21 protein-coding genes are annotated in these 26,308 nt (G+C 63.6%); 14 read left to right on the top strand and 7 right to left on the bottom strand.

What is annotated here, in order from left to right; translation table 11 throughout:
• Positions 1-3 precede the first annotated feature (3 nt).
• The 7 genes from rsxB to gloA all read left to right on the top strand — a co-directional run bounded on the left by rsxB (position 4) and on the right by gloA (position 6,924).
• On the top strand, positions 4-567 hold the full coding sequence (gene rsxB, locus BN1143_RS11300; RefSeq protein WP_005302265.1) for an electron transport complex subunit RsxB: 564 nt from the start codon (positions 4-6) through the stop codon (positions 565-567).
• Between the two features lie 2 nt (positions 568-569).
• On the top strand, positions 570-3,260 hold the full coding sequence (gene rsxC, locus BN1143_RS11305) for an electron transport complex subunit RsxC (protein WP_042050685.1): 2,691 nt from the start codon (positions 570-572) through the stop codon (positions 3,258-3,260).
• A gap of 3 nt (positions 3,261-3,263) precedes the next feature.
• Complete coding sequence (gene rsxD, locus BN1143_RS11310; RefSeq protein WP_005302270.1) at positions 3,264-4,316, top strand: electron transport complex subunit RsxD; 1,053 nt, start codon at positions 3,264-3,266, stop codon at positions 4,314-4,316.
• Between the two features lie 34 nt (positions 4,317-4,350).
• Positions 4,351-4,983 (top strand): electron transport complex subunit RsxG, encoded by a 633-nt coding sequence (gene rsxG, locus BN1143_RS11315; RefSeq protein WP_042008975.1) that lies wholly within the window; start codon positions 4,351-4,353, stop codon positions 4,981-4,983.
• A gap of 16 nt (positions 4,984-4,999) precedes the next feature.
• A complete protein-coding gene (locus BN1143_RS11320; RefSeq protein ID WP_017764207.1) occupies positions 5,000-5,758 on the top strand; it encodes an electron transport complex subunit E in 759 nt (252 codons plus the stop codon).
• A 14-nt stretch (positions 5,759-5,772) separates the two neighbouring features.
• Positions 5,773-6,414, top strand: coding sequence for an endonuclease III (gene nth / locus BN1143_RS11325; protein WP_017778817.1), 642 nt, complete (start codon positions 5,773-5,775; stop codon positions 6,412-6,414).
• Between the two features lie 96 nt (positions 6,415-6,510).
• On the top strand, positions 6,511-6,924 hold the full coding sequence (gene gloA / locus BN1143_RS11330) for a lactoylglutathione lyase (RefSeq protein ID WP_017764205.1): 414 nt from the start codon (positions 6,511-6,513) through the stop codon (positions 6,922-6,924).
• A gap of 67 nt (positions 6,925-6,991) precedes the next feature.
• Here gloA and BN1143_RS11335 read toward each other — a convergent pair whose 3' ends face one another.
• Positions 6,992-7,867, bottom strand: a complete 876-nt coding sequence (locus BN1143_RS11335) for a flagellar protein MotY (RefSeq protein WP_005302285.1) — start codon at positions 7,865-7,867, stop codon at positions 6,992-6,994.
• Positions 7,868-7,935: 68 nt separating this feature from the next.
• A complete protein-coding gene (locus tag BN1143_RS11340) occupies positions 7,936-9,909 on the bottom strand; it encodes a methyl-accepting chemotaxis protein (protein WP_042050687.1) in 1,974 nt (657 codons plus the stop codon).
• A 148-nt stretch (positions 9,910-10,057) separates the two neighbouring features.
• Between BN1143_RS11340 and rnt the strand changes: the two genes are divergently transcribed.
• Together rnt and BN1143_RS11350 are read left to right on the top strand one after the other, a co-directional pair.
• Positions 10,058-10,717 carry a ribonuclease T gene (rnt, locus tag BN1143_RS11345; RefSeq protein WP_017764203.1) on the top strand — a complete coding sequence of 220 codons (660 nt, stop codon included), beginning with the start codon at positions 10,058-10,060 and terminating at the stop codon, positions 10,715-10,717.
• Positions 10,718-10,987: 270 nt separating this feature from the next.
• A complete protein-coding gene (locus BN1143_RS11350) occupies positions 10,988-12,310 on the top strand; it encodes a Na+/H+ antiporter family protein (RefSeq protein WP_005302295.1) in 1,323 nt (440 codons plus the stop codon).
• A gap of 385 nt (positions 12,311-12,695) precedes the next feature.
• On the opposite strand, the gene BN1143_RS11355 is transcribed toward BN1143_RS11350, so the two are convergent.
• The 4 genes from BN1143_RS11355 to ydiJ form a co-directional block, all read right to left on the bottom strand.
• Positions 12,696-14,591 carry a DEAD/DEAH box helicase gene (locus BN1143_RS11355; protein WP_005302298.1) on the bottom strand — a complete coding sequence of 632 codons (1,896 nt, stop codon included), beginning with the start codon at positions 14,589-14,591 and terminating at the stop codon, positions 12,696-12,698.
• A gap of 180 nt (positions 14,592-14,771) precedes the next feature.
• Complete coding sequence (locus BN1143_RS11360; protein WP_042050691.1) at positions 14,772-15,233, bottom strand: hotdog fold thioesterase; 462 nt, start codon at positions 15,231-15,233, stop codon at positions 14,772-14,774.
• A gap of 140 nt (positions 15,234-15,373) precedes the next feature.
• Entirely contained in the window at positions 15,374-15,862 is a 489-nt protein-coding gene (locus BN1143_RS11365; RefSeq protein ID WP_042050692.1) for a hypothetical protein, read from the bottom strand.
• Positions 15,862-18,918: a D-2-hydroxyglutarate dehydrogenase YdiJ gene (gene ydiJ, locus BN1143_RS11370; protein WP_042050693.1), complete on the bottom strand. Its 3,057-nt coding sequence runs from the start codon at positions 18,916-18,918 to the stop codon at positions 15,862-15,864. The genes BN1143_RS11365 and ydiJ overlap by 1 nt, the downstream gene beginning before the upstream one ends.
• Before the next feature lie 169 nt (positions 18,919-19,087).
• Between ydiJ and BN1143_RS11375 the strand changes: the two genes are divergently transcribed.
• The 3 genes from BN1143_RS11375 to BN1143_RS11385 all read left to right on the top strand — a co-directional run bounded on the left by BN1143_RS11375 (position 19,088) and on the right by BN1143_RS11385 (position 23,155).
• Positions 19,088-20,014, top strand: coding sequence for a cation diffusion facilitator family transporter (locus BN1143_RS11375; protein WP_010633622.1), 927 nt, complete (start codon positions 19,088-19,090; stop codon positions 20,012-20,014).
• 297 nt (positions 20,015-20,311) lie between these two features.
• Positions 20,312-21,847, top strand: a complete 1,536-nt coding sequence (locus BN1143_RS11380; RefSeq protein WP_042050694.1) for a TerC family protein — start codon at positions 20,312-20,314, stop codon at positions 21,845-21,847.
• Between the two features lie 186 nt (positions 21,848-22,033).
• Entirely contained in the window at positions 22,034-23,155 is a 1,122-nt protein-coding gene (locus BN1143_RS11385) for an alkene reductase (RefSeq protein WP_042050695.1), read from the top strand.
• An 80-nt stretch (positions 23,156-23,235) separates the two neighbouring features.
• Here the strand turns inward: BN1143_RS11385 and BN1143_RS11390 are convergent, their stop codons facing one another.
• Positions 23,236-24,255, bottom strand: coding sequence for an adenosine deaminase (locus BN1143_RS11390; protein ID WP_042050696.1), 1,020 nt, complete (start codon positions 24,253-24,255; stop codon positions 23,236-23,238).
• A 212-nt stretch (positions 24,256-24,467) separates the two neighbouring features.
• Between BN1143_RS11390 and BN1143_RS11395 the strand changes: the two genes are divergently transcribed.
• Entirely contained in the window at positions 24,468-25,217 is a 750-nt protein-coding gene (locus tag BN1143_RS11395; protein ID WP_005302324.1) for an HAD-IIA family hydrolase, read from the top strand.
• Between the two features lie 56 nt (positions 25,218-25,273).
• Positions 25,274-26,308, top strand: a 1,035-nt coding sequence (locus tag BN1143_RS11400) for a cation:proton antiporter domain-containing protein (protein WP_042050697.1), incomplete at its 3' end; no start/stop codon positions are given.

Genomic DNA, 26,308 nt, shown 5'->3' on the forward strand with positions numbered 1-26,308 from the left:
GCTATGATTCACATTCTTTTTGCCGTTCTGGTGTTGGCTCTGCTGGCCCTGGCTTTCGGCATCATTCTGGGCTTTGCCGCCGTCAAGTTTCATGTGGAAGCTGATCCCATCGTCGATCAGCTCGACGCCCTGCTGCCGCAAACCCAGTGCGGCCAGTGCGGCTACCCTGGCTGCAAACCCTACGCCGAGGCACTGGCCAACGGCGATCAGATCAACAAGTGCGTGCCCGGTGGCGATGCCACCATGCGCAAGATTGCCGATCTGATGGGGGTCGAACCCCAGCCGCTGGGCGGCGCAGAAGCCGCCGTACCGGTCAAGAAAGTCGCCTTCATCCATGAAGATCAGTGCATCGGCTGCACCAAGTGCATCCAGGCCTGCCCGGTCGATGCCATCGTCGGTGCCACCAAGGCGATGCACACCGTGATCAAGGACGAGTGCACCGGCTGCGATCTCTGCGTCGATCCCTGCCCGACCGACTGTATCGAGATGATCCCGGTGCCCACCACGGTCGACAACTGGAAGTGGGATCTCAACAACGTCACCATTCCGGTCAAGATAGTGGAGTAACCATGCAGTCCTTACTCGAACGCATCAAAGCCGGCACCCTGTGGGATTTTCACGGCGGCATTCATCCTCCCGAGAACAAGGAGCAGTCCAGCCTCACCCCGGTGGTGGACGCGGGCCTGCCGCCCCAGCTCATCATTCCGGTACGCCAGCACGCGGGCCCGGCCGGCGATCTGCTGGTGCGGGTCGGCGACCGGGTCAAGAAGGGTCAGCCACTCACCCGTCATGACAAGGGGCGGATCGTACCGGTGCACGCCTCCACCTCCGGCACCATCACCGCCATCGGCCACCATACGGTGGCCCACCCCTCCGGTCTCGACGATCTCTGCATCACCCTCACCCCGGATGGCGAAGATGCCTGGGGCGAGCGCAAGGGCCAAGCCGACTACTGGAATCTGGAGCGGGGCGAGCTGCTCGAGCGCATTCAGCAGGCCGGTATCGCTGGCCTCGGCGGCGCCGTGTTCCCGACCCACAGCAAGCTTGATGGCCGCGGTCAGCTGACCGAGATCCTGATCGTCAACGGGCTGGAGTGCGAACCCTACATCACCACCGATGACCGGCTGATGCAGGAGTACGCCGACGAAATCATGGACGGCATCCGGGTGCTCAAGCACCTGCTCAAACCCAAGCTGACCCTGATCGGGGTGGAAGACAACAAGCCAGCCGCCATCGGCGAGCTGACCCGTCACGCCACCGACGAAGACGTACTGGTCAAGACGGTACCCACCAAGTACCCCTCGGGCGGCGCCAAGCAGACCATAGAGCTGCTCACCGGTCGTCAGGTACCCAAGGGGGGCCGCGCGGTGGACATGGGCATCATGGTGCTCAACGTGGCCACCGTGTTTGCCATCAAGCGCGCCATCATCGACGGCGAACCGCTCATCTCCCGCATCGTCACCCTCACCGGCGACGCCTTCAAGAAGCCGGGCAACGCCTGGGTGCTGCTGGGCACGCCGGTACGCTGGCTGCTGCAGCGCTTCGAGCTGCAGCCCGAGGCGGATCAGCGGGTGATCATGGGGGGGCCCATGATGGGCTTCACCCTGCCCCACGCCATGGTCCCCGTGGTCAAGGCCACCAACTGTCTGCTCTCCCCCACCCGGGCCGAGCTGCCGCCGCCCGGTCCGGAGCAGGCCTGCATTCGCTGCAGCGCCTGTGCCGACGCTTGTCCGGCCAACCTGCTACCGCAGGAGCTCTACTGGTACAGCCGGGCCAAGGAGTACGACAAGGCCGAAGGGCTCAACCTGTTCGACTGCATCGAATGCGGCGCCTGCGCCTGGGTCTGCCCGAGCGAGATCCCGCTGGTGCAGTACTACAAGATTGCCAAGGATGACATTCGCGAGGCCCGCGCCGAGGCCGAGAAGGCCGAGCGCGCCAAGCAGCGCTTCGAGGCCAAGCAGGCCCGTTTCGAGCGGGAGAAAGCCGCCCGCGAAGCCCGCCATGCCGAGGCGGCTGCCCAGCGGCGCCAGGCCATGACGGCGGCCGGCGGAGAAGATCCGGTAGCCGCGGCCCTGGCCCGTCTCAAGGCCAAGCAGGAGGCTCCCGTCACGGCCGTTGCCGCCACTGCCGAAGGTGTGCCCGACAACAGCGCGGTGATCGCCGCCCGTGAGGCCCGCAAGCGGGAGGCGGAAGCCCGCCGCGCCGCCAAGGCGCTCGACACGGCACCAGCCATGCCGGGCGATGCCACTGCCACCACAGAGGCGGATCCGAAAAAAGCGGCCATCGCCGCCGCACTGGCGCGAGCCAAGGCCAAGAAGGCAGCCCAGAGCGGTGACGCCGAGGCGGCACAGGCCACCCCAGCGGATGCCACAGCGTCAACCAGTGCTGCTGCCCAGAGCGATCCCAAGAAGGCCGCCATCGCGGCAGCCATTGCCCGTGCCAAGGCGAAGAAAGCGCAAGCTGGCAGCGAGGCTGATGCCACCGAACCAAACGCTGGCAGCCGTGCGGCAACAGCCGAGCCGACCGGCGCGGGGGACGATCCCAAGAAGGCGGCCATTGCTGCCGCCATCGCCCGCGCCAAAGCCAAGAAGGCCGCTGCTCAGGCGCAAGGTGACACTGTCGTAACCGAGGATGAAGAGGCCGTCGCGGCAGCCCCTGCAGCCGTCTCGCAACCTGACGCTGCCGACGCGGATCCCAAGAAGGCAGCCATCGCCGCAGCTATCGCTCGGGCCAAGGCCAAGAAGGCCGCGGCTCAGGCGCAAGGCGACACCGCCGTGAGCGAGGGTGAAGAGGCCGTCGCGGCGGCCCCTGCTACCGCCCCGCAACCTGACGCTGCCGACGCGGATCCCAAGAAGGCAGCCATCGCCGCCGCCATCGCCCGCGCCAAGGCCAAGAAGGCCGCGGCTCAGGCGCAAGGCGACACCGCCGTGAGCGAGGGTGAAGAGGCCGTTGCAGCCGCCCCTGCTACCGCCCCGCAACCTGATGCTGCCGAGGCGGATCCCAAAAAGGCGGCCATTGCCGCCGCCATCGCCCGCGCTAAGGCCAAGAAAGCCGTCCAGGCGCAAGGTGACGCAGCCGTGAGCGAGGGTGAAGAGGCTGTTGCGGCGGCCCCTGCTACCGCCCCGCAGCCTGATGCTGCCGACGCAGATCCCAAGAAGGCGGCCATCGCTGCCGCCGTGGCCCGTGCCAAGGCCCGCAAACTGGCGGCCGAGGCGGCAGCCCAGGCCTCCCCTTCTCCATCGACCGACAAGAGCCACTGATCCATGTTCAATATCGCGAGTGCGCCGTTTGCCCATAACCGCAGACAGACCCAAACCCTGATGTTGCTGGTGATGCTGGCCTGTCTGCCCGGTTTTCTGGCGCAGAGCTGGTTCTTTGGCTGGGGCACCCTGATCCAGATCCTGCTGGCCCTGGTCACGGCGCTGGCCTCCGAAGCCCTGGTGCTGCGCCTGCGCCAACGCCCCGTCAAGCCAGCCCTGCTGGATGGCAGTGCGGCGCTCACCGCCGTGCTGATCGGTCTCTCCCTACCGCCGCTGCTGCCCTGGTGGATGCTGGTGCTGGGCACCGCGTTTGCCATCATCATCGCCAAGCACCTCTACGGCGGACTGGGCCAGAACCTGTTCAACCCTGCCATGGTGGCCTACGTGCTGCTGCTGGTCTCCTTCCCGGTGCAGATGACCAGCTGGCTGCCACCGTCGAGCATCGCCGCCTACGACATCGGCTTTGGTGATGCGGCCTCGGTGATCTTCACCGGCTTCAGCCTGGATGGCTACAGCATGGCCCAGCTCAAGCAGGGAGTGGACGGACTGACCATGGCCACACCGCTGGATACCCTGAAAACCGGGCTGACCCAGGGCCTCACCGCCGGCGAAGTGATGACCCACAAGGTGTTCGAGGGCTGGGGCGGCATCGGCTGGAGCTGGGTCAACCTCGGCTACCTGCTGGGCGGTCTGTTCCTGCTGCAACAGAAGGTGATCAACTGGCGCATCCCGGGGGCCATCCTCGGCGCCCTGCTGCTGGCTGCCACCCTGGGTTATCTGGTGACGCCGGATGCCACCGCCACCCCCATGTTCCACCTGTTCAGCGGCGCCACCATGCTGGGGGCCTTCTTCATCGCCACGGATCCGGTGAGTGCCAGCACCACACCGCGCGGCCGCCTGGTCTATGGCGTGCTCATCGGGGTGCTGGTCTACCTCATCCGCCGTTTTGGCGGCTACCCGGATGCCTTCGCCTTCGCCGTGCTGCTGGCCAACCTGTGCGTGCCGCTGATCGACAGCCTGACACGCCCGAAAGTCTACGGAGCCCGTCGAAAATGACCCTCGCGCACACCTCACTCTCAGGAACGATGCAATGTTAAAGAGCATGCGCAAAAACGGCGTCACCCTGGCCATGTTCGCCCTGGCCTGTACCGCCCTGGTGGTGCTGACCAACGAATTGACCCAGGGCCGGATCGCCCATCAACAGCAGCTGGAGAAGCTGCGCACCCTCTCCGCCCTGCTGCCGGAGGGGAGCTATGACAACGATCTGGTGGCCAGCTGCAAGCTGGTGCAGAGCAAACGCTACCTGGGCAGCGATCAGCCGATGCCCCTCTACACCGCGACCCTGCAGGGCACCACCACCGGCTATGCGCTGGAAACCGTGGCCCCCGACGGCTACAGTGGGGCCATTCGCCTGATCGTCGGCACCGACGCTAAGGGCACCGTCAGCGCGGTGCGGGTGTTGACCCACAACGAGACGCCCGGTCTTGGCGACAAGATAGAGTTGAAAAAATCTGGCTGGATCAACAGCTTCGTCGGCAAGTTCCTCAACCGCAACAACGAATCCAGCTGGGCCGTGAAGAAGGATGGCGGCGAGTTCGACGCCTTCACCGGCGCCACCATCACCCCCAGGGCCGTGGTCAAGGCGGTGAAGAACCTGCTGTTGCTGCAACAGGAGCACCCCGAGCTGCTGCGGGACGCCCCCGCCTGTGACGCCACCCCCTAACGCCGGAGCACAAGCTATGGAACAAGTTGATGTGATTGACGGGCAGAGCCCGATCAGCGAGAGCAATGGCCGCCGTGAAGAGCTCAAGGAGCTGATGCTGCAGGGGCTGTGGAAGAACAACCCCTCCCTGGTGCAGGTGCTGGGGCTCTGCCCCACCCTGGCGGTCTCCTCCACCTTCACCAATGCGCTGGGGCTCGGCCTTGCCACCATGGCGGTGCTGGTCAGCTCCAACCTCGCCATCTCCCTGGTGCGCAACTGGGTGCCCAAGGATATCCGCATCCCGGTCTACGTGATGATCATCGCGGCCCTGGTGACCAGCGTGCAGCTGTTGATGAACGCCTACACCTACGGCCTCTATCAGGCGCTCGGCATCTTCATCGCCCTCATCGTCACCAACTGCGTCATCATAGGCCGGGCCGAGGCCTATGCCTCCAAGAACCCGCCGCTGCTGGCGGCCATCGACGGCTTCATGATGGGACTGGGCTTTACCCTGGTGCTGCTGGTGCTGGGGGGGCTTCGCGAGATCATCGGCATGGGCACCCTGTTTGACGGTGCCGACCTGCTGCTGGGTGAGTGGGCCAAGTCCCTGCGCATCGAGCTGTTCCATGCCGACGCCAGCCTGCTGCTGGCGATCCTGCCCCCTGGCGGCTTCATCGGCCTCGGCCTGATGATCGCCGGCAAGAACGCCATCAACGACTGGATGGGCCGCAAGCAAAGCGCCGAGAAGGCCCATTGCAGCGTGCCGGCCGCGGGTGCCCGCGCGACCCAGCTCTGAGCCAAGAGGGAGCCATGAACAACCAGAAACGCAGACTGATCCTGGAGCGACTGCGGGACGACAATCCCCACCCCACCACAGAGCTCAACTTCACCACGCCGTTCGAGCTGCTGATCGCCGTGCTGCTGTCGGCCCAGGCCACCGACGTGAGCGTCAACAAGGCCACCGACAAGCTCTATCCGGTGGCCAACACCCCGCAGGCCATGCTGGATCTGGGGGTGGACGGGCTCAAGGAGTACATCAAGACCATTGGCCTGTTCAACACCAAGGCCGAGAACGTCATCAAGACCTGCGCCATCCTGCTGGAGCGCCACGGCGGCGAGGTGCCGGAGAATCGCGAGGCCCTCGAGGCCCTGCCCGGGGTCGGCCGCAAGACTGCCAACGTGGTGCTCAACACCGCCTTTGGCTGGCCCACCATCGCCGTCGATACCCATATCTTCCGGGTCTCCAACCGCACCGGTTTTGCGGTGGGCAAGAACGTCGATCAGGTGGAGGAGAAGCTGCTCAAGGTGGTCCCGGCCGAGTTCAAGCTGGATGTGCACCACTGGCTGATCCTGCACGGGCGCTACACCTGTCTGGCCCGCAAGCCGCGCTGTGGCTCCTGCATCATCGAAGATTTGTGTGAGTACAAAGAAAAAGTCTACCCCGAGAGCTGATCCGCAGGGCGAGGCCTGGCTCACAGGCGTCTGCGGACCCAGGCCGAGGGCCATGGATTCAAGGCAGTACCAATCACCAACCCGGAGAATTGAGCAATGAGAATTCTGCATACCATGTTGCGCGTCGGCGATCTGCAACGTTCCATCGACTTCTACACCCGTGTGCTGGGCATGAAACTGCTGCGCAAGAGCGAGAACAGCGAATACAAGTACACCCTAGCTTTCGTCGGCTACGGCGACGAGAAGGATGAGGCCGTCATCGAGCTCACCTACAACTGGGGCGTGAGCGAGTACGAGCTGGGCTCGGCCTACGGCCACATCGCGCTGGAAGCGGACGACATCTATGCCACCTGCGAGGCGCTGCGCGCCGCTGGTGCCAAGATCACCCGCGAACCGGGTCCGGTCAAGGGCGGTACCACCGTCATCGCCTTCGTCGAGGATCCGGACGGTTACAAGATTGAACTGATCGCCAAGAAAGATGCCGGCAGCGGCCTTGGTGAGAGCTTCTGATCCAGGCTTGTCCCCGAAAGAACCAAAAAGAGCGCCGAGGCGCTCTTTTTTATGGCGAAGATATCGCTCAGATGGCGCCGTTGCGGCCCATGTTGATCACCACCCGCCGGTTCTTGGCACGGCCACCCTCGGTCTCGTTGGAGGCGACGTGCTGCTTCTCGCCGTGCCCTTCCACCGAGATCTTGCCGGGATCGATGCCCAGATCCACAAACACCTTCTTGATGGCATCGGCCCGCTTCTCCGAGAGCTTCTGGTTCGGCCAGCGGCCGCCGTAGCTGTCGCTGTAGGCGTCGATCACCACCACGTCGATGCTCTTGTCCACCTTCACGTACTCGCCGATCATCGCCAGCCGCCGCTTGGAGGCCAGCGACAGCTGATCGCTGTTCTTGTCATAGGTGAGCACGCTGAAGGCGATGTCGTTGAAACTGTAGGGCAGCAGGCCGTTCACGCAGTCCATGAAGGCCTGGTACTTGACCCGGAAGTTGACCGAGGAGAGGGAGACCCGCACCGGCCGGTTCTGGCGGTACCAGTCGCGATACTGGAAGGTCGGCATGCGCCCCCCCTCCAGCTCGTCCAGCATGGTCCAGGCGGTCTGCCCCTCCACCAGGCCATCAAACTGCTGGTAAAAACGCAGCTGGCTTATCTCCCGACCGGCCAGACCAGGGCGCCAGATGGGCGGCATGATGCCAAGACTCACCGTCTGGGTCTGGGCCTGCTGGCGCAGCCCCTTGAGCTCGAAATCCAGATTGATCTTGCGACCAGCGCGGCTGACGAAGGCCCCCGTGCCCCAGCTGGGGATGGGATGCTCGAGCCGGCACTCCACCTGGGTGTCGGAGGTCAACCGCCAGACGGATTGATCCAGGCCGGCACCGAATTCGGTGACCCCCGCCTGCAACTGCATACTCACTGATATGCTGACCAACCCCAATACCCAAGCGTTCAACTGCCTGCCCTCCACACGATCTCTGGTTAGGTATCGGCAGGGGCAGGACAAGCTTTAGGTCAAAGCGCTCAATGGGGTGAAGATCCGCCCATCAGCTTGAAGCTGGCGATGCGGCCTGCCAGCTCTCGTGCCAGCTGATCCAGCTCAACGCTGTTCTGCTGCAGGGTCTCCGAGTGCTGGCGATGCGCCTCGTACACCTCGCGGATGGTCATCACGTTGTGCTGGATATCGTCGGTGACGTAGCGCTGCTCCTCGGTGGCGGTGGCCACCTGGGCCGTCATGTCGCTCACCTTGCGCACCTCGTTGACGATGTCGGTCAGCTCGCTGCCCGCCCGCTTGGCTTCGGTCACGCTCAGCCCCGCCTGCTCGGTCCCCAGGTGCATGGCAGTCACCGCCTGATTGGCCCCCTGGCGCAGACGCGCCAGCATCCGCTCGATGTCGTCGGCGGCCTGCTGGGTGCGCGATGCCAGCGCCCGCACCTCTTCCGCCACCACCGCAAAGCCGCGACCGGATTCGCCGGCACGGGCCGCCTCGATGGCCGCGTTGAGGGCCAGCAGGTTGGTGCGATCCGAGATCTGCTTGATGAGGTTGAGGGCCTCCCCCACCGACTCGGTATCCTGATGCAGGCTGTCCACCAGTTGCTGGGTATCGCTCAGGGTACCCGCCACCAGCTGGATGGCGTCTATGGTCTGATCCACCTCCTTGTCCCCCTGCCGGGCCCGGCCGATGGCCTGCTGGGTCGCCAACGAGGTCTGGGTCGCGTTGCGCGCGATCTCCGCCACCGTCGAGGCCATCTCGGTGGCAGCGGTCGCCACCAGGTCCACCTGACCAAAGCCCCTGGCCACCCCGGCGTTCACCTCGGTGATGACGTTGGCCGAGGCAGCGGCGCTGCGGGTCAACACCTCGCAGGAGCGGCGCACCGCCAGCAGCAAGCCTTCCAGGTGTTCGAGAAAGTGGTTCAGATCCCGCGCCAGCGCCCCCAGCTCATCACCGGATTGCCAGTTGACCCGCACCGTCAGGTCGTTCTCCTTCACCAGCCGCTTGAAGGTCTGATGCAGCGCCGTGAAGCCCAGGTGCAGATCCCGCACCACCCGCCAGCAGACGAAGGTGGTCAGTGCCACGCACAGCAAGACCCCGATGGCAGCCCACCAGAAGTCGCTGGCACTCTGGGCCCGCATCTGGTCGACCCGCTCGGACAGCTGTTGATAGAGGCGATCCTCACTCTGTTTGAGCAGGCCTATCTTGTCGGTACTCAAGGCAAACCAGGCTTCGGCATCCACCCCGAAACCACCGCTGGCCGCCTTGTCGAGCGCCAGTTTCTCCATGGCGGCCACCTTGGCTACCACGGGCGAGGCCAGGCTGTCGGCCAGCAGCTGGCGCTGGGTGGGGCTCGCCACCGCCTGGAAGCGCTCAAGATAGGTATTCTGGGCCGCCAGCAGCGAGATGAACTGCTGCAGCAGCGCTGGCGTGAAGCTGTCTCGGCCGAACACGTTGCTTAAAGTCGCCCGCTCCAGCCCCATCCGCTCCTTGCTCTGCAAGAAGGCGGCATAGGCGTTGGTCTGCAGCGCTATGGTGGCATCCCGGCTGTGGATGCTGATCTGATCCACCACCGCCAGCAGGCGGGAGATGATCCGGCTGTAGACGCCGACCTGCTCCGCCACCTCCACCCCCAGCGCACTGACCCGCTCGCGCATGGCCGTCAGCCCGGCCAGCTCCTGCTGCACCTCGCTGAGCGCCAACAGGGCCGGATCTTGTGCAAAACGCTGCAACAGGCCATCCACCACCTTGCGCTGGGCCGGCAGGGCATCGCGGAACTTGTTGCCGCCGGAGCCGAGGAAGCCGGCCGACATGCCGCGCTCTTTTTGCAGCTCGTGGGCCAGTTGCGCCGCTTCCCGAACCACATCCAGTGCGGCCTGGGCCTGGCTCATCTCCTGTTCGACCCGATAGCGCTCGTACACGTACCGGCCGGAGAAAAACAGCAGGGCCAGCAGTGGCAGGCAGACAACCAGCAACATCTTGTGCGCCAATCCCAGCTTCTTCATCCTCGCTCTCCATTCCATTGATTGAGTGGTCAATTATAAGCTCGCGTGTCGATAATAGAATCGGCTAGCGCCTGCGGGGCGGCGGAGATGGGACAAGAGCCCGCTTTTTTGCCATAATGCCGCCTCATTTCACGCCGACCGAGATACCATGACCGACGCAGTTCACACCCTCAAGGGCCGTTTTCGTGGCTTTTACCCCGTCGTCATCGATGTTGAAACCGCTGGGTTCAATGCCAGAACCGACGCTTTGCTGGAGATCGCTGCCCATACCCTCAAGATGGACGAGCAGGGCTGGCTCGTGCCCGATCAGATCTTCCATTTTCATGTCGAACCGTTCGAGGGCGCCAACCTGGAAAAGGCGGCGCTCGACTTCACCGGCATCGACCCCTTCAATCCCCTGCGTGGCGCCGTCAGCGAGAAAGAGGCGCTGACCGAGATCTTCAAGGGCATTCGCAAGGGGATGAAGGAGCAGGATTGCGGCCGCGCCATCATAGTGGCCCACAACGCTACCTTCGATCACGGCTTCGTGATGGCCGCCGCCGAGCGGGCCGGCCTCAAGCGCAATCCGTTCCATCCGTTTGCCACGTTCGATACTGCGGCACTCTCCGGCCTGGCCCTGGGTCAGACTGTGCTGGCCAAGGCGTGCCAGAGTGCCCGCATCCCGTTCGACAACAAAGAGGCACACTCCGCCCTCTATGACACCGAACGCACCACAGAGCTGTTCTGCCACATCGTCAACCGCTGGAAGAGCCTGGGTGGCTGGCCACCCGCTCACCCGGACAACGAGAGTGACGATGCGGGCGAATAAACCCCGCTCTCAAGCAGGCTGCCACGGCAGCCGCTTTTCTTTGCACGGTTTGCCTCTGCTGGTTTATTCCTGATCTGGTTTGACCAGAATAGATAATAAAGTGCCATCCAGCGCCTTTTTTCACGCCTCCGACCCCGTTGTCGGCAGCAGAGCGCCGTGAATGCTGCAGATAGGCCATCAGCCTGATTTTTTACTCGACATTTGTCACATTTTTCGCAAACTAACTGCCTTTCACACGACAGACAGCAACACAAACCATAAGGAAATCAAATGAATCCTGTTGTTATCGCAGTGGCGCTGATGCTGGTGCTCAGCCTGCTGCGGATCAATGTGGTGGTCTCCCTCGCCATCGGCGCCATCGCGGGCGGCCTGATCGGGGGGCTCACCCTTGAGCAGACGCTCTCCACCTTTACCGGTGGCCTGGGTGGCGGCGCCGAGATCGCCCTCTCCTACGCCATGCTGGGTGCCTTCGCCGTCGCCATCTCCCGCTCCGGCATCACCGATCTGCTGGCCCGCAAGGTGATCAGCCAGCTCGGCAAGGATGCCAGCAGCACCCGCATTCTCTGGGTCAAGAGCCTGCTGCTCGCCTCCGTGCTCGCGGTCTCCGTCTCTTCCCAGAACCTGATCCCGGTCCATATCGCCTTCATTCCCATCCTGATCCCGCCGCTGCTGCACGTCATGGCCCAGATGCAGATCGACCGTCGTCAGGTGGCCTGCGTCATCACCTTCGGCCTGACCGCGACCTACATGCTGCTGCCGGTAGGCTTTGGCGGCATCTTCCTCAACAACATCCTGGCCAAGAACCTGATCGACAACGGCGTGCCGGTCGAGCTCAGCCAACTGCCGATGGCGATGGCCATCCCGGTGCTGGGCATGTTCTGCGGCCTGCTCATCGCCGTCTTCTTCAGCTACCGCAAACCGCGCCAGTACGATCTGGAGAAGATCCTGGCCGCCGAGCCGGAAACGGTCGAGCTCAACCTCAGTCACATCTGGGTGGCCCTGCTGGCCATCGCCGTGGCGCTGGGGCTGCAACTGATGACCAACAGCATAGTGCTGGGGGCCCTGGCGGGTTTCGTCATCTTCACCTGTGGCGGTGTCATCAAGTTTCGCGAGAGTCAGGATGCTTTCACCCAGGGCGTGCGCATGATGTCCCTCATCGGTTTCATCATGATCTCCGCCGCCGGCTTTGCCGCCGTGATGAAGGAGACCCACGGGGTCGACAGCCTGGTGCAGTCCGTAGCCGGCATGATGACCGGCCACAAGGGGCTGGCCGCCCTCCTGATGCTGCTGGTGGGCCTGCTCATCACCATGGGGATCGGCTCCTCCTTCTCCACCGTGCCCATCATCGCCACCATCTATGTGCCGCTGTGCATCCAGCTCGGCTTCTCGCCCATGGCCACCATCGCCCTGGTGGGGGCAGCCGGCGCGCTGGGGGACGCGGGCTCGCCCGCCTCGGATTCGACCCTGGGCCCCACCTCGGGCCTCAACGCCGACGGCCAGCACGACCATATCTGGGACAGCGTGGTGCCGACCTTCATCCACTACAACATCCCGCTCATCCTCTTCGGCTGGATTGCCGCCATGGTGCTCTAAGCCGGGCAGCAAGAGACAAGACAACAAAAAGGCGACCTACGGGTCGCCTTTTGTTGCCTCGTGCCTGTATACGCCGGAATATACGAGCGGACAGGCGAGGTACTTTTCCTTCCTGGCTGCGCTGTCGGCCCTCTCTTGTTCTGTTCGCTCTCCCCTTCGCGCAGGTTCTGCTCGCAACGGCACAAGGCGGCTCCTGGGCTGGCAACCTTAGTTACCATCCTGCACCTTGCAGCCGATGCCGATGCCGATGCCGATGCCGATGCCGGGCAGCCTGTCGGCGATATCAACGGCACTCAATGGGTGAGCCCCACCAGCACAGCATTGGTAAACCTCAGGCAACAAAAAGGCCGCTCGATGAGCGGCCTTTTTAGATAACCATCAGGGCTTAGCTGTCGCGGCGCTTGCCACCGAACTTGCGACCCTTGTCGAAACCGCCTTCACGACGATCCTTGTTGAAGGGACGGTCACCCTGCGGACGGCGATCCTTGTTGAAAGGACGGTCGCCACGGAACGGACGATCACCGCGCGGCGGACGGCTGCTGGTGTTGCCACCGGCCGGCACCTCGGTGTAGCGGCTGATCTGCAGCGGACGCTGGCAGACACGGGCCTTCTTGATCACTTCCAGCACGTCAGGGCTGATGCCCTTGGGCAGATCCACGGTGGAGAAGTCGTCAGCGATGTCGATGTTGCCGATGAAACGGCTCTCGATGTTCGCTTCGTTGGCGATGGCGCCCACGATCTGGCCCGGCTTGACGCCGTGATGGGCACCCACGTCTACGCGGTAACGCTCCATCTCCACGTCCGGGTTGTCTTTGAGCGGACGCGGCTCCAGAGACGGCATGCGACGGGCCGGACGATCGCCACGGTCACCGAAGTCACGACCACCGCGGTCGTTGAACTCACGACGCTCGAAACCACCGCGATCGTTGTTGTTGCTGAACAGCGGATCCGGGATGGAGTCATCCAGCAGCAGCGGCTGATCACCCTGTACCAGCTTGGCCAGAGCGGCAGCCAGCTCCAGCGGATCGGCTGAATCTTCTTCGATCAGCTCGTTCACCAGGTTCACGTAGATCTCGAGCTCTTCACCCATCATGGTTTCGCGGATGCGCTCCTTGAACTTGGCCAGACGGTGCTGGTTGATGTCCTCGGTGCTCGGCATCTTCATCGGCTCGATGGCCTGACGGGTAGCGTGCTCGATGGCGCGCAGCATGCGGCGCTCGCGCGGTGCCACGAACAGGATGGCCTCGCCCTTGCGACCGGCACGGCCGGTACGGCCGATACGGTGAACGTAGGATTCGGTGTCGTACGGAATGTCGTAGTTCACTACGTGGGTGATGCGCTCAACGTCCAGACCACGAGCAACCACGTCGGTGGCAATCAGGATGTCCAGCTGGCCCTGACGCAGCTTGTCGACGGTACGCTCACGCAGCTTCTGCGGGATGTCGCCGTGCAGCGCTTCACAGGCGTGACCACGAGCAGCCAGCTTGCCGGCCAGCTCTTCGGCGGCGTTCTTGGTACGCACGAACACCAGCAGGGCTTCGTAGGGTTCCACTTCCAGCAGACGGGTCATGGCGTCCAGTTTGTGCAGACCGGTCACCTGCCAGTAGCGCTGGCGAATAGTGGTGGCGGTAGCAGTCTTGGAGGCGATCTTGATCTCTTTGGGCTGCTTCAGGTGCTTCTGGGCCACGCGACGGATCTGCTCCGGCATGGTGGCAGAGAACAGGGCAACCTGACGACCGGCCGGGCACTGATCCATGATCCAGTCCACGTCGTCGATGAAGCCCATGCGCAGCATTTCGTCCGCTTCGTCCAGCACCAGGGCTTTCAGACCGGAGAGGTCCAGGTTCTTGCGACGGATCAGGTCCATCACTCGGCCCGGAGTACCCACGACAACCTGAGCACCGCGACGCAGGGCGCGGGTCTGGGTTTCGTAGGAGGCGCCGCCGTAGATGGGCAGCACGTGGAAATCAGGCATGTGGTGGGCATAGCGTTGGCACGCTTCAGCCACCTGCAGGGCCAGTTCGCGGGTAGGCGCCAGCACCAGGATCTGGGTGTTGCGGTTACCAGCTTCCAGACGAGACAACAGAGGCAAGGCAAAAGCAGCGGTCTTCCCTGTACCGGTTTGCGCCTGCCCCAGCAGATCGTGGCCCGCCATCAGGTGGGGAATTGCTGCGGCCTGGATGGGGGACGGGCGCTCATAGCCCACGTCCTGCAGCGCTTTCAGTACAGGCGCGGCCAGTCCAAGCTCACTAAAAAGGGGCAGTTGTTCGGTATCAGACATAGATTCTTCCAGATTAAGGCAGGCGGCTAACACCGCGGAATAGCAAAAAGGCGGCGATTATAGCGCCACTTTGTTCTGCTGTCTTGAAAAATGTGATAGGCCTCTCAAGACGTTGGCAATTATAGAGGGATCTGACGACTATGGCTTGCTTATTTTTCACTCATGGTGCGTGATTGCGGATCACGCTTCGCCAGAGTCCTTGTCCCGCTTGTGCTTGAGCACCGCCATGGTCAACCGGCTGGTGCACAATAAACGACCACGTTCATCGCGAATTTCTATCTGCCACACCTGAGTGGTCGCCCCCAGATGCAACGGCACGCAGCGCCCCGTCACCACCCCTTCCCGCTTGGCCCTCAAGTGGTTGGCATTGACCTCCAGCCCCACGCAGTAACTGTCCGCCCCGACCGCCATGTTGGCCGCCAAGGAACCCAGCGTCTCCGCCAGCACCACGGAGGCGCCGCCGTGCAGCATGCCGAGCGGCTGATGGGTGCGGTGATCCACCGGCATGGTGGCCTCCAGCCAGTCAGGACCAAAGGCGGTGTAGACGATGTCGAGGTGGGCCATCAGGGTGTTGCGGGAGCTGGCGTTGAGCCCCTCAAGGCTCATGGGCTTGCGCCAGATAGGGGCGTTCTCTTGACTCATGACAAGCTGACTCCTTCTGTGATCAATGGGTTATCGCTGCGCCGTAGCGGCAAACCAGCAGTGTCGGCGAAAAAGGCATAAAAAAAAAGATGCCCCGCTTGAGGGGGCATCTTCAGGGCTGGCCGGCTGGCCAGACTCTGTCACCAGGGGTAGGTCACCCCGGGCCATTCGGCCCAGGGGACGTCCCGCCCAGGCAGGCTCGGCGCGGGCCATTGCCACACCTTGCCAAGCCAGGCGCGCAGTTCGGCCTCCAGTTCGACATCGGTGAGCGGCGCCTCGGCCACCTTCCAGAAGAAGAGCTCCACCGCCACCTCCGGCAGCACCGAGGGGTAGAGGTAAACCCCGCCCCAGAACTCGGGTTCCCGCGCCGGGCTCCAGAGGCCATAGGCAAAGGAGCGCTTGGCCAGGAATTCGGAGCGCTGCCACTCCAGATCGGCCTCGTGCTGGCTCAAGCTGAAATTGGCGGAAGGCCACACATCATCCGGGCGAAACAGCTGATGGAGCTGCTCGCGCTCGCGCAGCATGGCGACGAACTCCACCACCGCCTGGGCCGGGCTGACCGGCAGCAGCAGGAAGTGCGGGTGCCGATAGGCTTGCGGCACCCGAAACCGCTTGGGCAGGGTCAGCATCAGAGCAGTTCCAGCAGGGCCTGCAACGGGTGCTTGAGCTTCTCCCCTTCCATCCGCTTGACCTGGCTGCGGCACGAATAACCGGTGGCCAGGCAGCGCTCCTTGGGCAGGCGCGCGAGGGGCTCGGCCCAGCTCAGACCATAGATGCCTTTGGAGTTCTCCACCTGTTTGGCGTCGTGGCCATAGGTACCGGCCATGCCGCAGCAGCCCACCGAGACCGGTTGCAGGGTGGCACCGAAGCGGCGGAACAGGGTGCTCCAGTCACCGTGGGTGGTGGGCTTGGCGGTCTTCTCGGTGCAGTGAGCGAACAGATACCAAGGTTCGCTGCCGGCCTCTTCCCGCACCGGCAGCGCCTCGGCCGGCAGGGAGAGCAACCACTCCTGGGGTAACATCACCTGGAAGTCGCCGCGAGCGGGGCCGAGCGCCTTCACGTATTCATCCCGATAGCAGAGCACCAGGGAGGGATCGACCCCCACCATGGGGATGCCAAGCGCCGCCACCTTGTTGAGGAACTGGGCGCTGCTGGCCGCGGTACGGGCAAAGGCGCGCAGGAAACCCTTCACGTGCTGGGGCTTGCCGTTGGGCTTGAACGGCAGCAGATAGGGCTGCAGGCCGAGCTTGCTGGCCAGTTTCACCAGGTCACGCACCACGGGGGCGTCGTAGTAGCTGGTGAAGGGATCCTGCACGATGAGCACCACTTTTTGACGCTGCTCTGGGCTCATGGCCTCCAGGCCCGGCAGATCGAAATAGCGGGCGCGATGGTCGCGCAGCTCCTCGGCCAGGGTCGGTACGCTCAAGAGCGGCACGTCCACCATGCCGATGCTCTTCTCGGTCGCCTTCTGGGCCCACTCTTTCTCGAGGAAGAAGTTGACCAGTTTCGGCGCCTTGGCCAGCAGGGGGGCGTAGCTCTCCACCGTGCCGACGAAGTAATCCTTGGGGCCGCGCAGATAACGGCTGTGGTAGAGCTGCATGAAGCGGGCTCGGAAGGTGGGCACATCCACCTTGATGGGGCACTGGCTGGTGCACGCCTTGCACGCCAGGCACCCCTCCATCGCCTCCATCACCTCGTGGGAGAAGTCATACTGGCCCCGGGCGCGGGCCACCGTATTGCGGAACTTGTCGACAATCTGCTTGAAGCGCAGACCGCCGCTTTGCAGCGCCACCTCTTCGGCAAGAGGGTCGAAACCCTGCTCCGCCAGCTGGCGCAGCCATTCGCGCATCAGGCCGGCCCGCCCCTTGGGGGAGTGGCGGCGATCGCGGCTGATCTTGACCGAGGGGCACATGGGGGAGTCGGTCTCGAAGGTGAAACAGAGACCGTTGCCGTTGCAATCGAGCGCCCGAGTATAGCTGGTGCGCACCGCCAGCGGGATCTGACGGTCAAACTTGCCGCGCTTGGGTCCATCCACCGAGACAAGCTCGGCACCGCTGCCGTAAGGCATGCAGATCTTGCCCGGGTTGATGCGATTGGCCGGGTCGAACGCCCCCTTGACCCGTTGCAGCTCCTCCCACAGCTCGCCGAAGAAGGCGGGGCTGTATTCGGAGCGAAAGCCCTTGCCGTGCTCCCCCCACATCAGGCCGCCATATTTGGCGGTGAGCGCCACCACCTGATCGGAGATGCGCCGCAGCAACACCTCCTGCTCGGGGTCGCACAGATCCAGCGCCGGGCGCACGTGCAGCACCCCGGCATCGACGTGGCCGAACATGCCGTAGTCGAGGCCATGGGCGTCCAGCAGGGCACGAAACTCCATGATGAAATCGGCCAAGGATTCCGGCGGCACGGCAGTGTCTTCGGTGAAGGCCACCGGCTTCTTGCGCCCCTCGGCGTTGCCGAGCAGCCCTACCGACTTCTTGCGCATGCCGTAGATGGTCTCGATGCTCGGCAGGTGGTCGCACACCTGATAGCCGATGACCCCGGCTTCACCACGCGCCAGCAGGCCGTCGATGCGCCGGCACAGCTCGGCCACCTTGGCCTTGTGCGCATCCTCGTCGGTGTCGGCAAACTCGACGATGTTGAGCCCCTGCAGATCCTTGCCGGGTACGTCCTGGATGAGATCCTTCACCGAGTGCCAGATGATGTCGGCGCGGGCCAGCCCCAGCACCCGGGAGTCCACCGTCTCCACCGACAGGGCGTGGGCCTCCACCATAAAGGGGGCGTTGCGCAGGGCCGAGGGGAAGCTGTCGTACTTGACGTTGACGAGCGTGCGGTAGCGCGGGATGGGGGTGATGTTGAGCCTGGCTTCGGTGATAAAGCCCAAGGAGCCTTCCGAGCCGCACAGCACCCGGCTCACGTCCAGGGTGTCGCTCTCCGGGATATAAAGGTGCTTGAGATCGTATCCGGTCAGAAAGCGGTTGAGTTTGGGGAAGGTAGCCTCGATGTCGGCGCGCCGCTCGCGGCCTATGCGATAGAGGGTGCGATAGATCTCCCCTTCACGACTCTCCAGCGCCAGCTTGTCAGCCAGTCGCTCACCGGTCACCGGCTCGGTGGCCATGAGCTCGCCGTTTTCCAACACGGCCTTGAGACCCAGCACGTGATCCGAGGTCTTGCCGTACACCAGCGACCCCTGCCCGGAGGCGTCGGTGTTGACCATGCCCCCCAGGGTGGCGCGGTTGGAGGTGGAGAGATCCGGCGAGAAGAAGTAGCCATGAGGCTTCAAATAGGCGTTGAGCTGGTCCTTCACCACCCCGGCCTGGGCTCGCACCCAACCCTCTTCCAGATTAATTTCCATGATCTGGTTCATATGGCGCGAGAGATCGACGATAATGCCGCCGCCCAAGGATTGACCATTGGTGCCGGTACCGCCGCCGCGAGGGAAGAAACTCAAGGCTGCGTACTCGGGCCCCTGGGCCAGCTTGAGCATCACCGCAATATCGTCCGCGCTGCGCGGATAGAGAACCGCCTGAGGTACGACCTGATAGACGCTGTTATCCGTCGCCATCGCCAACCGGCTTGCATAAGACTTTTCGATATCACCACGAAATGCTGATCGCGCCAGCAACTCAAGAAACTGCAGGGTTGTAGGTGACAAACTGTCCTGGTAATCGAGTCTCGGGATCATGAATCCTTGTTCCCATCCTTTGCTTGATGCCGGCATTCCGGCGACAACGACCGTTCGGGCCAGCCTCTTCGCGGGCCCCCGAACCAGTCCGCTCACATGTGAGCGGGCAGTATATCAGCTAGAAAACCGCTTGCGCGCGCAATCTTCACCATTTGAAAGGAGGACTTTTATGGCTCACTACAGCCATGTTATCAGTACGCTTATCCGCACCGAAAAACAGGCACTGACCCTGTCGCTGTTTGGTTGCATCACCTTTGCCATCTTCGGAATCGGCTATGGCCTCTTCGTCGGATCCAACGCCATCATGCTCGACGGCATCTTCACCCTGTTCAGCATGGGCATGACGGGCCTCGGGCTCATCACCGCCTACCTGGTCACCCGCCCCTCCGACGCCCGTTTTCAATACGGCTACGCCCACTTCGAACCCATCGCCAACGTCATCAACGGCACCATCATTCTGCTGCTCTGTCTGGCTGCGCTCTACAACGGCCTGACCACCCTGCTGGCAGGGGGACGGGAGATCGATCTCGGCCACGCCCTCATCTATGCCGTCGTCTCCACCTTCTTCTGCGGCATCATCTACCTGGTCGAGGCCAACGTGGCCGAGCGGGTCAACTCCGAGCTGGTGCGGGTGGATTCCAAGGAATGGCTGGTGGACACCCTGCTCAGCACCACCCTGCTCATCGGCTTCGTGGTCGCCATCGGCCTCGATGCCATCGGCTACGGCCACTACAACCGCTACATAGACCCGCTGCTGGTCTCTCTCTTGGCCCTGTGCGCCACCCTCATCCCCATCAAGGTGCTCGGTCGCAACCTGCGGGAAGTGTTGAAGATCGCTCCCAAGGGGGACGTCTCCCGGCTGGTGGCAAACGAAGTCGAGGCCCTGCGCCTGCGCCATGGCGTCGAGTGCTACAGCCATCTGGCGAAAAGCGGCCGCCGCTTCGATCTCGAACTCAACATTCTGGTGGCCCCGGGTCAGGAGTGGCCCATTGAGCGCCAGGATGCCCTGCGCCAGGAGCTCTGGTCCCGCCTCGGCGATACCCTGGGAGACGCCTGGCTGTCGGTCTGCTTCACCCGCGAAAAGCGCTGGCTGTAACCGCCGCTTGAACTGCCGTTTGGGGGAGGCCAGCCGCCGCCTCCCCCTGTCATCACATCTTCATGGCTTCCCTCTTGCCAAAACGGCGCCAACCGCTATCATCAGGGCTCACTTTTAACCCGAGGTTTTATTGCCCATCATGGACAATCCCCGAAGTTGCCCTTCGTTTCTTCCCGTCAAAACCTATCTCTATCTGCTTAATCAGCGCCTCTGAATAACGTCATAGCCTTGCTGTCACTACGGCCGTCGTGCGCCGTGATCACTCTTTGCTCTGTCTGTTTTTATTGAGGTCACTACATGGAATTGCTGCTGGATCCCCACATCTGGATCGGTCTGTTTACCCTGATCGTTCTGGAAATCGTGCTCGGGATCGACAACCTGGTCTTCATCGCCATCCTGGTGAAAAAACTGCCCCCCGCCCAGCGGGACAAGGCCCGCATCATCGGCCTGTCGCTGGCCCTGTTGATGCGCCTGGGGCTCCTGAGCGTCATGTCCTGGCTGGTCACCCTGACCACCCCCATACTGCACATCTGGGATCACCCCTTCTCCGGGCGGGACCTGATCCTGATGGGGGGCGGCCTGTTCCTGCTGTTCAAGGCCACCTCCGAGCTGCACGAGCGGCTGGAGGCCAAGCCGCCCGAAGAGGGACCGGTCGGCGTCTACGCCAGCTTCGGCGTGGTGATCACCCAGATCCTGGTGCTGGATGCCATCTTCTCGCTGGACTCCATCATCACCGCCGTCGGCATGGTGGAACAGCTCGGCGTCATGATGGCGGCCGTGACCATCGCCATGGTGGTGATGGTGCTCGCCTCCAAGCCGCTGACCCGCTTCGTCAACGCCCATCCCACAGTGGTGGTGCTCTGTCTGAGCTTCCTCTTGATGATCGGCTTCAGCCTGGTGGCGGAAGGGTTCGGTTTCCATATTCCGAAGGGCTACCTCTATGCGGCCATCGGCTTCTCGGTGCTGATCGAATTCTTCAACCAGCTCTCCCAGCGCAGTGCCGAGCGCCACGAGGCCAAGCTGCCCCTGCGTGAGCGCACCACCGCCGCCATCTTCAAGCTGATGGGCAGCAAGGCGTATCAGGACAAACCGGACGACGACCTGGATGCCCCCGCCCCCGAGCCGGTGAGCTTTGGCGAGGAGGAGCGCTACATGGTGACCGGGGTGCTGTCGCTGGCCGATCGCTCCATCCGTACCATCATGACCCCGCGCTCCGAAATGGCCTGGATCGACGTCAACGACACCGATGACGAGATCCGCGCCCTGCTGAAGCAGGAGCCCCACAGCCTGTTCCCGGTCTGTGACGGCGATCTGGACGAGGTGATCGGGGTGGTCAAGGCGCGCGACCTGCTGTTTGCCCTCAACGAGGGGCAGTCCCTGAGCGCACTGGCCAAACAGAACGACCCCATTATCGTGCCGCAGACCATCAACGTGATCAGGTTGCTGGCGGAGCTGCGCCAGGCCAAAGGCAGCCTCATCCTGGTGGCCGACGAGTTCGGCATCATCCAGGGGCTGGTGACCACCCACGACCTGCTGGAGGCCATCGTCGGCGAGCTGCCCGATGAAGATGAAACGCCGGACATGATCCGCGACGGGGCTGGCTGGCTCATCAATGGCAGCACCAACATCCACCACGTGGAGCAGGTGCTGGAACACGAAGGGCTGGTGAGCGAGAGCGACGAGTACGTGACTCTCGCCGGCATGCTGCTCTCCCACTTCGGCACCCTGCCCGCCCCGGGCCAGCAGCTGCAACTGCAGCAGCTCTGCTTCGAGGTAGTCGAGGTGAGCGAGCGGCGCATCGAGCGGGTGCGCGTCATGCCGCTGGCGGCCTGACGCCATCTCGTGAACCCTGCTGTAAAAGGGGACCTTGTCGGTCCCCTTTTCTATTTATCCTCCCCCTTTCTCCTCTCTCATGTCGCCATTGCTGTCATCAGCGCAATTCTTTTCTGCAATTACCCCTCTTTTTCGCAAGGGATGCCGGCACTAGAGTGAGTCCATCATCACCATGAGGAATTCACCATGCACCACGATCACCTGTTCTGCCCCCTGCGCCTCGGCCAGCTGCACCTCAACAATCGCATCGTCATGCCCCCCATGACCCGCTCCCGCGCCAGCCAGCCCGGTGACGTGGCCAACGCCATGATGGCCACCTACTACGCCCAGCGCGCAGGGGCCGGTCTCATCATCAGCGAAGGCACCCAGATTGACCCCATGGGCAAGGGCTACGCCTGGACGCCGGGGATCCACAGCGCCGAACAAGTGGCCGGCTGGAAGCTGGTGACCGACGCCGTGCACGCCAAGGGCGGCACCATGTTCTCCCAGCTCTGGCACGTGGGCCGGGTCACTCACCCTGACAACCTCGGCGGTGCCCAGCCCATCTCCTCCTCCGCCATTCAGGCCAATGGGGTCAAGGTGTTCGTCGACAACGGCAGCGACGCCCCCGGGTTTGTCGAGACCGTCACCCCGCGCGCCATGACCCAGGCCGACATCGACCAGGTGGTGGGGCAGTTTCGTCAGGCGGCCCGCAACGCCATGCTGGCCGGCTTTGACGGCATCGAGCTGCACGCCGCCAACGGCTACCTCATCAACCAGTTCCTCGACTCCGAGTCCAATACCCGCACCGATGGCTACGGCGGCTCGCTGGAGAACCGGCTGCGTTTCCTCAAGGAGGTGACAGAGGCGGTCTGCAGCGAGATCGGGGCCGACCGGGTCGGGGTGCGCCTCGCGCCGCTCACCACCTTGAACGGCACCGTGGATGCCAACCCGCAGGAGACCTACCTGGCCGCCGCCCGCCTGCTGGGCCGGCTCGACGTGGTCTACCTGCACGTTGCCGAGGCGGACTGGGACGACGCCCCGCTGATGGCTGAGAGCTTCAAGCAGGGGCTGCGCGATGCCTTCCCCAACACCCTCATCTACGCAGGCAAGTATGACGGCGAGCGCGCCCGGGCGGCGCTCGAGGCGGGCTGGGCCGACATGATAGGCTTCGGTCGCCCCTTCGTGGCCAACCCAGACCTGCCCGAGCGGCTGCGCCACGGCTATCCGCTGGCCCCTCACGATCCGGCCACCCTGTTCGGCGGTGGCGAGAAGGGCCTGACCGACTACCCGACCTATCAGGCGGCCGCCCAGCCCCACTCGGCCTGAATCAAACCCGCCCAGGCATAAAAAACGCGCCCACCATCACTGGTGGGCGCACCGTTTTTACTTTTCATGCGAGCCAACGCTCAGTAGAGGCTGACCCCGTAGCAGGCGGCGTAGCTTCTGATCTCCCGGGTCAGCCGCGCCTTGTCGGCCAGGCTCAGCCAGCTCGCCTCGACGGCATTGAGTGACAAGCGGCAGAGCTGGTTCATGCTGGCCCCCAGCTCATGGGCCAGAGCGTGGAAGTTGGCGTTCATGTAGCCGCCGAAATAGGCGGGGTCGTCCGAGTTGATGGTGACGCACAGCCCTTGCTCCAGCAAATTCAGTACGTTGTGGTGGGCCATCTGGTCAAACACCTTGAGGCGGGTGTTGGAGAGGGGACAGACGGTGAGCGGCAGCCGGGTATCGGCCAGATAGCGCAGCAGCTCGGGATCGTCGACGCAGCGTACCCCGTGATCGATGCGCCGCACCTCCAGCTCCCGGATGGCCTGCCAGATGTAGTCCGCCGGCCCCTCCTCGCCGGCGTGGGCCACCACCGGCAACCCCAGCTCGCGGCAGCGGGCAAAGACCCGGGCAAACTTGCCGGGCGGATTGCCCAGCTCCCCCGAGTCGAGACCGATGCCGTGAATGCGCGACAGGAAGGGCTCTGCCTCTGCCAACGTGGCGAAGGCCTCCTCTTCGCTCAGGTGGCGCAAGAAGCTCATGATGAGCCGCCAGCTGATGCCAAATTCCTTCTCCCCTGCCTGCAATGCCCGCTCGATGCCGCCCAGCACGGTGGCAAAGGGAATGCCGCGAGCGGTGTGGGTCTGGGGGTCGAAGAAGATCTCCACGTGCACCACCTTGTCGGCGGCGCAGCGCACGAGATAGGCCCAGGTTAGATCAAAGAAGTCCTGCTCGGTGACCAGTACGCTGGCCCCCAGGTAGTAGAGATCGAGGAAGGATTGCAGGCAGTCGAACTCGTAGGCGGCGCGCACGCTGGCCACGTCTGGCCAGGGCAGGGCCACGCCGTTGCGCTGGCCCAGGGCAAACATCAGTTCCGGCTCGAGCGAGCCTTCGATATGGAGGTGCAACTCCAGTTTGGGCAGACCGGCAATAAAGTTATCCATGATGACGGCTCCATCAGTGCACAGACAGCGGGACCCGCCAGTGGCAGAGCGGCTCCCTCCCCTGCAATTGATTGTGCACCTATCTCTGTTTATGGGGGAGACTTGTCATCAAACAGACTTATAATGGCGTCACAAAAACAACATAACTATTTGAAGATCTTGAGAGTTGGCGCAACTTTCCGCCGCCTCTTGCGCCTACACAAGGAGTCCCCATGAAGAAAAGCGTCATCTGCGACATCGACGGCGTCATCCTGCACAACAACGATCTGGTGCCGGGCGCCGACCGCTTCGTCCACCGCCTGCTGGAGCAGGGCAGCAAGCTGCTGTTTCTGACCAACTACCCGGCCCAAACCCAGAAAGATCTGCAAAACCGCTTCCGCTCCGCCGGGATCGAGGTGCCGGAGGAGTGCTTCTACACCTCCGCCATGGGTACCGCCGACTTTCTCAAGCGCCAGGATGGCAAGAAGGCCTATGTGATCGGCGAAGGGGCGCTGACCCACGAGCTCTACAAGGCCGGCTTCACCATCACCGACATCGACCCCGACTTCGTGGTGGTGGGCGAGACCCGCAACTACAACTGGACCATGATGCAGCTGGGGGCCAAGTTCGTCGATCAGGGAGCTCGCTTCATCGCCACCAACCCGGATACCCACGGCCCCATGATGCACCCGGCCTGCGGCGCCCTGTGCGCCCCCATCGAGCGGATGACCGGCAAGAAGCCGTTCTATGTGGGCAAGCCGAGCGCCTGGATCATCCGCGCGGCGCTCAACCGGATGGAGGCCCACTCCGACGACACCATCATCATCGGCGACAACCTGCGCACCGACATTCTGGCGGGCTTCCAGGCCGGCCTCGAGACGGTGCTGGTGCTCTCCGGGGTGAGCAAGGTGGCCGACATCGACCGCATGCCATTTCGGCCGAACCACATCTTTGACTCAGTAGTGGACATCGACATCGTCTGACCCGCTACCCAGGATAGAGAAGAGGGCAGGCCGGCCCTGCCCTCGCAGGAAACAACATGGAACCCATTCTTATCGCCGTGGCCTTCGGCTGCGGCATGCTGGTCAACCTCATCGGCCTGCCGCCCCTGCTGGGCTTTCTGGCCGCCGGCTTCATCCTCAACGCCATGGGCTATCACAACACCCCGGCCCTCAGCGAAGTGGCCGATCTCGGCGTCACCCTGCTGCTGTTCACCATCGGCCTCAAGCTCAACGTCAAGATCCTTATGCGGCGTGACGTCTGGGGCACCACCAGTTTGCACCTGCTGCTCTCCACCCTGCTGTTTACCGTGGTGCTGCTGGTGTGCAAGGGGCTCGGGCTGGCACTGGCCATGTCGCTGGACTGGAAGCTGGCGCTGCTGCTGGGCTTCGCCCTCTCCTTCTCCAGTACCGTATTTGCGGTCAAGGTGCTGGAAGAGCGCAGCGACATGAACGCCCTCTATGCCCGTCTCGCCATCGGCGTGCTGGTGATGCAGGATCTGTTCGCGGTGGCCTTCCTGGCGGTCTCCAGCGGCGAGTGGCCCAGCATCTGGGCGCTCTGGATCCTGGGGCTGCCGCTGCTGCGCCCCTTGCTGCTGAAACTGCTGGAGCGGGCCGGCCACGGCGAGCTGCAGGTGCTGTTCGGGATCTTCCTGGCGCTGGTGGTGGGGGCCGCCGGCTTCGAGGTGGTGGGGCTCAAACCGGATCTGGGGGCACTCATCATCGGCATGCTGATCGCCTCCCACCCCGCCTCTGCAGGGCTGGCCAAGTCGCTGTTCAACCTCAAAGACCTGTTTCTCATCTGCTTCTTTCTCACCATCGGCCTCAACGGCCTGCCGACCCACGACACCATGTTGCTGGCGCTGGCACTGGTGCTGGCCCTGCCGCTCAAGAGCGCGCTCTACTACCTGGTCTACAGCGGCGCCCACCTGCGGGTGCGCACCGCCCTGCTCTCCACCCTGGCGCTCACCAACTTCTCGGAGTTCGGCCTCATCGTCGCGGCCATCGCCGCCAAGGCGGGCTGGATCTCCCACGAGTGGCTGGTTGCGCTCTCTCTGGCGCTGGCGGCCAGCTTC

Source organism: Aeromonas dhakensis, assembly GCF_000820305.1.
Lineage (GTDB): Bacteria > Pseudomonadota > Gammaproteobacteria > Enterobacterales > Aeromonadaceae > Aeromonas > Aeromonas dhakensis.

What these genes read in the sequence shown, in the direction of transcription:
- rsxB (WP_005302265.1), top strand. Translation starts at nt 4, where the DNA reads ATGATTCACATTCTTTTTGCCGTTCTGGTGTTGGCTCTGCTGGCCCTG.
- rsxC (WP_042050685.1), top strand. Translation starts at nt 570, where the DNA reads ATGCAGTCCTTACTCGAACGCATCAAAGCCGGCACCCTGTGGGATTTT.
- rsxD (WP_005302270.1), top strand. Translation starts at nt 3,264, where the DNA reads ATGTTCAATATCGCGAGTGCGCCGTTTGCCCATAACCGCAGACAGACC.
- rsxG (WP_042008975.1), top strand. Translation starts at nt 4,351, where the DNA reads ATGTTAAAGAGCATGCGCAAAAACGGCGTCACCCTGGCCATGTTCGCC.
- BN1143_RS11320 (WP_017764207.1), top strand. Translation starts at nt 5,000, where the DNA reads ATGGAACAAGTTGATGTGATTGACGGGCAGAGCCCGATCAGCGAGAGC.
- nth (WP_017778817.1), top strand. Translation starts at nt 5,773, where the DNA reads ATGAACAACCAGAAACGCAGACTGATCCTGGAGCGACTGCGGGACGAC.
- gloA (WP_017764205.1), top strand. Translation starts at nt 6,511, where the DNA reads ATGAGAATTCTGCATACCATGTTGCGCGTCGGCGATCTGCAACGTTCC.
- BN1143_RS11340 (WP_042050687.1), bottom strand. Translation starts at nt 9,909, where the DNA reads ATGAAGAAGCTGGGATTGGCGCACAAGATGTTGCTGGTTGTCTGCCTG.
- rnt (WP_017764203.1), top strand. Translation starts at nt 10,058, where the DNA reads ATGACCGACGCAGTTCACACCCTCAAGGGCCGTTTTCGTGGCTTTTAC.
- BN1143_RS11350 (WP_005302295.1), top strand. Translation starts at nt 10,988, where the DNA reads ATGAATCCTGTTGTTATCGCAGTGGCGCTGATGCTGGTGCTCAGCCTG.
- BN1143_RS11355 (WP_005302298.1), bottom strand. Translation starts at nt 14,591, where the DNA reads ATGTCTGATACCGAACAACTGCCCCTTTTTAGTGAGCTTGGACTGGCC.
- BN1143_RS11360 (WP_042050691.1), bottom strand. Translation starts at nt 15,233, where the DNA reads ATGAGTCAAGAGAACGCCCCTATCTGGCGCAAGCCCATGAGCCTTGAG.
- BN1143_RS11365 (WP_042050692.1), bottom strand. Translation starts at nt 15,862, where the DNA reads ATGCTGACCCTGCCCAAGCGGTTTCGGGTGCCGCAAGCCTATCGGCAC.
- ydiJ (WP_042050693.1), bottom strand. Translation starts at nt 18,918, where the DNA reads ATGATCCCGAGACTCGATTACCAGGACAGTTTGTCACCTACAACCCTG.
- BN1143_RS11375 (WP_010633622.1), top strand. Translation starts at nt 19,088, where the DNA reads ATGGCTCACTACAGCCATGTTATCAGTACGCTTATCCGCACCGAAAAA.
- BN1143_RS11380 (WP_042050694.1), top strand. Translation starts at nt 20,312, where the DNA reads ATGGAATTGCTGCTGGATCCCCACATCTGGATCGGTCTGTTTACCCTG.
- BN1143_RS11385 (WP_042050695.1), top strand. Translation starts at nt 22,034, where the DNA reads ATGCACCACGATCACCTGTTCTGCCCCCTGCGCCTCGGCCAGCTGCAC.
- BN1143_RS11390 (WP_042050696.1), bottom strand. Translation starts at nt 24,255, where the DNA reads ATGGATAACTTTATTGCCGGTCTGCCCAAACTGGAGTTGCACCTCCAT.
- BN1143_RS11395 (WP_005302324.1), top strand. Translation starts at nt 24,468, where the DNA reads ATGAAGAAAAGCGTCATCTGCGACATCGACGGCGTCATCCTGCACAAC.